This window comes from Streptomyces sp. SID14436, from assembly GCF_010548465.1.
Taxonomy (GTDB): Bacteria; Actinomycetota; Actinomycetes; order Streptomycetales; family Streptomycetaceae; genus Streptomyces.
Genome location: NZ_JAAGMD010000399.1, coordinates 1 through 4541, shown reverse-complemented (window position 1 = coordinate 4541; position 4541 = coordinate 1). Strand labels below are relative to the sequence as shown.

Genomic DNA, 4541 nt, shown 5'->3' with positions numbered 1-4541 from the left:
GCGGAGGGCGAGGCGTCGCCCGAAAGGCCGGGCAGGCCGTGGCCCGGAGGGCCGGGCGGGTCGAAGGGGGAGGTGCGCGGGGAGGCGTCGAGCAGGTCGTCGGCCGGACATCGGCCCCGGGCGGTGTAGCGCTCCCGGAAGGCGGCGACCGCGGCGACCACCTCCGCCGTGGCGCCCAGCCGGGGCAGCGCCTCCAGGGCCGCCGCGAAGCAGACCGCCGCCGCCTCGCACAGTTCCGGGTCGGCCAGGCCGGTACGGGCCGCGTCCCGCCACAGCGGATTGTGCGGCGCGGGCAGGCCCAGGGTCCGCTCGGCCAGCGGTTTCACCGCCCGGTAGACCGTCTCGCTCGCCTGCGGATCGTCGAACAGGGCCGCGGTCACGGCGAGCGGCACGATCCACCCGTCGTCGCCCGGCTGCGCGTCCATCATCCGCAGCTCCAGGTGGCCGCGCGGCCGCACCGGCGGGAACAGGGTCGTGGCGTGGTAGTCGAGATCGTCCCGGGTCGGCGCCCGCAGCACCCGCGACCGGGTCCACTCGCGGAACGTCAGCCGCTCCGGCACGTCCCACGGCCGCCCGTCGTCCTGCCGTACGCACATCACCGGCGCGTCCAGGACGTGCCGGGCCCACGCGCCGCGCGGATCCGCGTCCAGCGCGGGCCCGCCCGCACGGTCCCGGCCGATCTGCTCCCAGCGCAGCTGCCGGGTCGACCGCCAGCCGGTCGGCCGGTCACCGGCCAGCGGCGAGTTCGCGAACACGGCGACCAGCACCGCGCCCAGCAGGTGGGACAGCCACCAGCGCCGGACGTGACCGAGCGGTCCCGGCTCCTCGTGCCCGGCGTCGACGCACACCTGCACGGACGCGGAGGTGCACATCATGGAACGCCCGGCGGGCCCGGCGCGGTCCAGGCACGCCTCCATGGCGTCGTAGCGCGGCGCGCGCAGGAAACGGCGCGGGGTGTGCCAGGGGTCGTGGCCCAGGCCGACGAGGCACAGACCGTCCCGGCGCAGGACCGCGCGGACGGCGTCCAGGTCGGCGGCGACGGTGGTGACGCACTCCATCAGCGTGGCGGCGGGCGGCGAGCTCAGCTCCAGCTGACCGCCGGGTTCCACGGTGAGCGCGGACCTCAGGGGCACGGGCCGCAGGGCCTCGTAGGCCGCTTCGAGTCGTTCGGGTGTGACGGGGAGCCGCGGTTCCCGCAGCTCGTGGACCAGCCATTCCACCTCGACGCCGAGGCGGCGCGGCGGTCCCGTCTTGAAGCAGATGCCCCGTACCAGGGCTTCCGCGTCGGCTTCCGTGACCACGGCGTGCGGTGCGCCGGTGCCACCCACTGGATCGGACATATCGGACTCCTCCTGAGGGTCCACGATGCCACCGGTCGGGGATCCGAGCCCCCGGACCGGCTTCGATCCGTCCACTCAAAACCCTGGTGCCGCCAGGACACAAGAGTGCCCGGAGGGGCGTACCCGGCCTTTCCTCCGCGTGTTCCGCCCGTTCGCAGGGGGTTTTCCGCCCGTCCCACGGCGTCGGCGGGAGGAGAAAATGCCGTTGCACCGCACGGCCCGGATCGCCCAGGATCCCCGCATGGCACCAACGGGGGAGACCGCGCGGCGTGCGGTCACGGCGCGTACGGGGGTCGCGGCGTGAGCGCGCGTCTGCGCGGCCTCGCACGCGACACGGAGAACATCGTCGCGGCGGGCGGCTACCGCGCACCGGACGGCCGCGAACACCGCATCGCGGCGGCCGTCGAGGCCGCGCGGGAGGGCACCCGCCTGTTCGGGCCGCAGCCGGTCCCCACCCCGGCCGCGAGGTCGACGGCCACACGCATCGAGGTCACCGGCGAGAGCAGCCTCCAGGCCGCCCGGCGGCTGGCCACCGCACCGGCCCGGCCCGGCAGCGGGCCGGCCGCCCCGGGAAACGGCACCGCCGTCCTGAACTTCGCCTCCGCCCGCAACCCCGGCGGCGGCCACCTCAACGGCGCCCAGGCGCAGGAGGAAGCCCTCTGCCGCGCCTCCGCGCTGTACACCTGCCTGCTGCGGGCACCGGAGTTCTACGCGCACCACCGCGCCCACCGCGACCCGTTCTACACCGACCGCGTCATCCACTCGCCCGCCGTGCCCGTCTTCCGCGACGACCGCGGACGGCTGCTCGACGAGCCGTTCACCACCGGCTTCCTCACCTCGCCCGCCCCCAACGCGGGCGTGATCCTGCGCCGGACGCCGGAGCGGGCCCCCGAGATCCCCGGCGCCCTCGCGGAGCGCGCCGCCCGCGTCCTGGAGACGGCGGCGGCCGTCGGTCACCGGCGCCTGGTGCTCGGCGCCTGGGGCTGCGGCGTCTTCCGCAACGACCCCGTCCAGGTGGCCGGCGCGTTCCGGGCCCTGATCGGGCCCGGTGGGCGTTTCGCCGGGGCGTTCGAGCACGTGGTCCTCGCGATCCTGGACCGCACCCCGGCGGGGAGGACCCGGGCGGCGTTCGAGGACGCGTTCGCCGGCCTGGCGGTCACCCCGGAGGCAGCGGACCAGCCGGGGGCAGCGGACCAGCCGGGGGCAGCGGACCACCCGGGGGCAGCGCACCACCCGCAGGCAGCGGCCCGTCCCTGACCGGGGCACAGCCCGGCACCGCGGAGCGCTCGGGGCCCGGGCGGCAGCCGCTCGGGCCGCCGGCCGGTCAGCTCCAGCCGTACCGCTCCCGCAGCCGCTTCCTGACGAGGTCGAACCGCATCCGGTTCAGCGCGCACGCCTCCCGCCGCATGCCCTCCTCGTGCAGCCGCAGCACCCGGTCGATCCCGACCCACGAGTCCCGGCCCGATCGGTCCCACGGCCCGGAGCCGATCGGCACCCAGTCCCGGTCCCCCTGGTGCGGCCTGCTCGACAACTGCACCGCGAGGACGGTCCCGGCCGGCTCCCGCGCGACGACCAGCACCGGCCGGTCCTTGCCCCGGCCGTCCCGCTCCTCGTAGGGCACCCACGTCCAGACGATCTCCCCGGGATCCGGGTCGCCGTCGTGGACGGGCGCGTACTCGGTACGCACCGGCCCCACCTCGTGGGGTGCTGCCTCGGTGGTGGCGGAGGGGCCGTGGCGGCCCGGGACGCTTTCGGGGCTGTACGCGGTCACAGGCGTACCGTACGGCACACCGCGGCGACTCGAGCACCGGCCGCAGGGGCGGCGCACACCGTGCGCCGGGACCACCGTCCTGGGCTCCGGGCCCTTCGGCCCTGTGCCCGCCCGCCGCGGCCCCGGGATGCTGGGTGCGGCCGGCCGGGAGGGATTCAGGGACGGCCGTCTCCGTCCGCCGGGTCCGTGTCTTCCCGTGTCCCAGGACCACGGCACCTACGACGCGCCGCCCTCCCGGCCGGTTCGTGTGCCCCCGTACCCGTCAGGGCGGCCCCGGACGTGCGGCCGGCGGGCCACATGGCCCCAGCCGCGGCCCCGGTCGACCCTCGCCCCCGCCGCGGACGCGGCGCAGGGTGGGCGGTGCGGGAGGACGGGAGGAGGAGCCGACATGCAGCAGAGTCGACCCGTGGACGCGACGGTCGTCGAGGCACTGCTCACCGCCGCGGTCGCGGCGCCCTCGATCCACAACACCCAGCCGTGGCGGTTCGGCCTGGACGCGGCCACCGGCACCGTGGAGGTGCGGGCCGACCGCCGCCGGATCCTGCCGCTGGCCGATCCGCAGGCGCGGGCGCAGTACCTCTCCGTGGGGGCGGCCGTGCTCAACCTGCGGGTCGCCGCCGCCCACCAGGGCTGGGACCCCGTGGTGCGGCTGCTGCCCGACCCGTACGAACCGGACCTGCTGGCCACCGTGCTGCTCGCCGAACCGGCCGACGGACCGCCGGCCGCGCTGGCCGCGCTGCACGAGGCGGTGGGCCGGCGGCACACCAGCCGGATGCCGTTCACCGGCCGCCCGGTGCCCGACGGGATCGTCGCCGAGATGGTCGCCGCCGCCCGCACCGAGGGCGCCCGCCTGGACGTGCCCGACATCCCGGGAACCCGCCGCCTGCTCCGGCTGACCGGCGCGGGCGAGGCCCGCAACCGGGCCCACCCCGGCCGCACCGCCGAGACCAGGGCCTGGGTCACGGCCCCCGGCACCGACGTCCCGTACGGCATGCCGCTGCCCGCGGTCGCCCCCCGGGACACGGACGGACGCATGCCCATGCGCGACTTCACGGGCCCCCTGCCGGGACTGGTGCTGCCCGCTCTGCGGTTCGAACGGCACGCCCAGGTGGCGCTGCTGTGGACGGCCCGGGACCGGCGGGAGGACTGGCTGCGGGCCGGGCAGGCCCTGGAACGCACGCTGCTGGTGGCCACCGCGCACGGCGTGCGCACCTCGATCCTGCACCAGGCGATGGAGTGGCCCGACCTCCGGGCGGCCGTCGCCGGGGCCCGGCGACGGTGCAGTCCGCACCTGCTGATCCGTTTCGGCTACGGCCCCGAGGGCGCCCGGACGCCCCGTGTCCGTACGCCCCGGGCCCGGCCGTCGGCCGGCTGAGCCACGCGGGCGGCGACGCTCGCCGCTGTGGAGGCCCGTGGCGGCGCTGCGGGCC

General features: G+C 77.1%; 4 protein-coding genes. 2 read left to right on the top strand and 2 right to left on the bottom strand.

The window, feature by feature from the left end:
• On the bottom strand, positions 1 to 1340 hold a 1340-nt coding region (egtA, locus tag G3I53_RS14130; RefSeq protein ID WP_164438399.1), incomplete at its 3' end, for an ergothioneine biosynthesis glutamate--cysteine ligase EgtA.
• 300 nt (positions 1341 to 1640) lie between these two features.
• Between egtA and G3I53_RS14125 the strand changes: the two genes are divergently transcribed.
• Complete coding sequence (locus tag G3I53_RS14125) at positions 1641 to 2597, top strand: TIGR02452 family protein (RefSeq protein WP_164438398.1); 957 nt, start codon at positions 1641 to 1643, stop codon at positions 2595 to 2597.
• Between the two features lie 67 nt (positions 2598 to 2664).
• Here G3I53_RS14125 and G3I53_RS14120 read toward each other — a convergent pair whose 3' ends face one another.
• Complete coding sequence (locus G3I53_RS14120) at positions 2665 to 3111, bottom strand: type II toxin-antitoxin system PemK/MazF family toxin (RefSeq protein WP_164338987.1); 447 nt, start codon at positions 3109 to 3111, stop codon at positions 2665 to 2667.
• 388 nt (positions 3112 to 3499) lie between these two features.
• On the opposite strand from G3I53_RS14120, the gene G3I53_RS14115 reads away from it, so the two are divergent.
• Positions 3500 to 4486 (top strand): hypothetical protein, encoded by a 987-nt coding sequence (locus tag G3I53_RS14115; protein ID WP_164438396.1) that lies wholly within the window; start codon positions 3500 to 3502, stop codon positions 4484 to 4486.
• The last annotated feature ends 55 nt before the right edge of the window (positions 4487 to 4541 follow it).

Coding starts and splice junctions, on each gene's coding strand:
- G3I53_RS14115 (WP_164438396.1), top strand. CDS start 3,500: ATGCAGCAGAGTCGACCCGTGGACGCGACGGTCGTCGAGGCACTGCTC.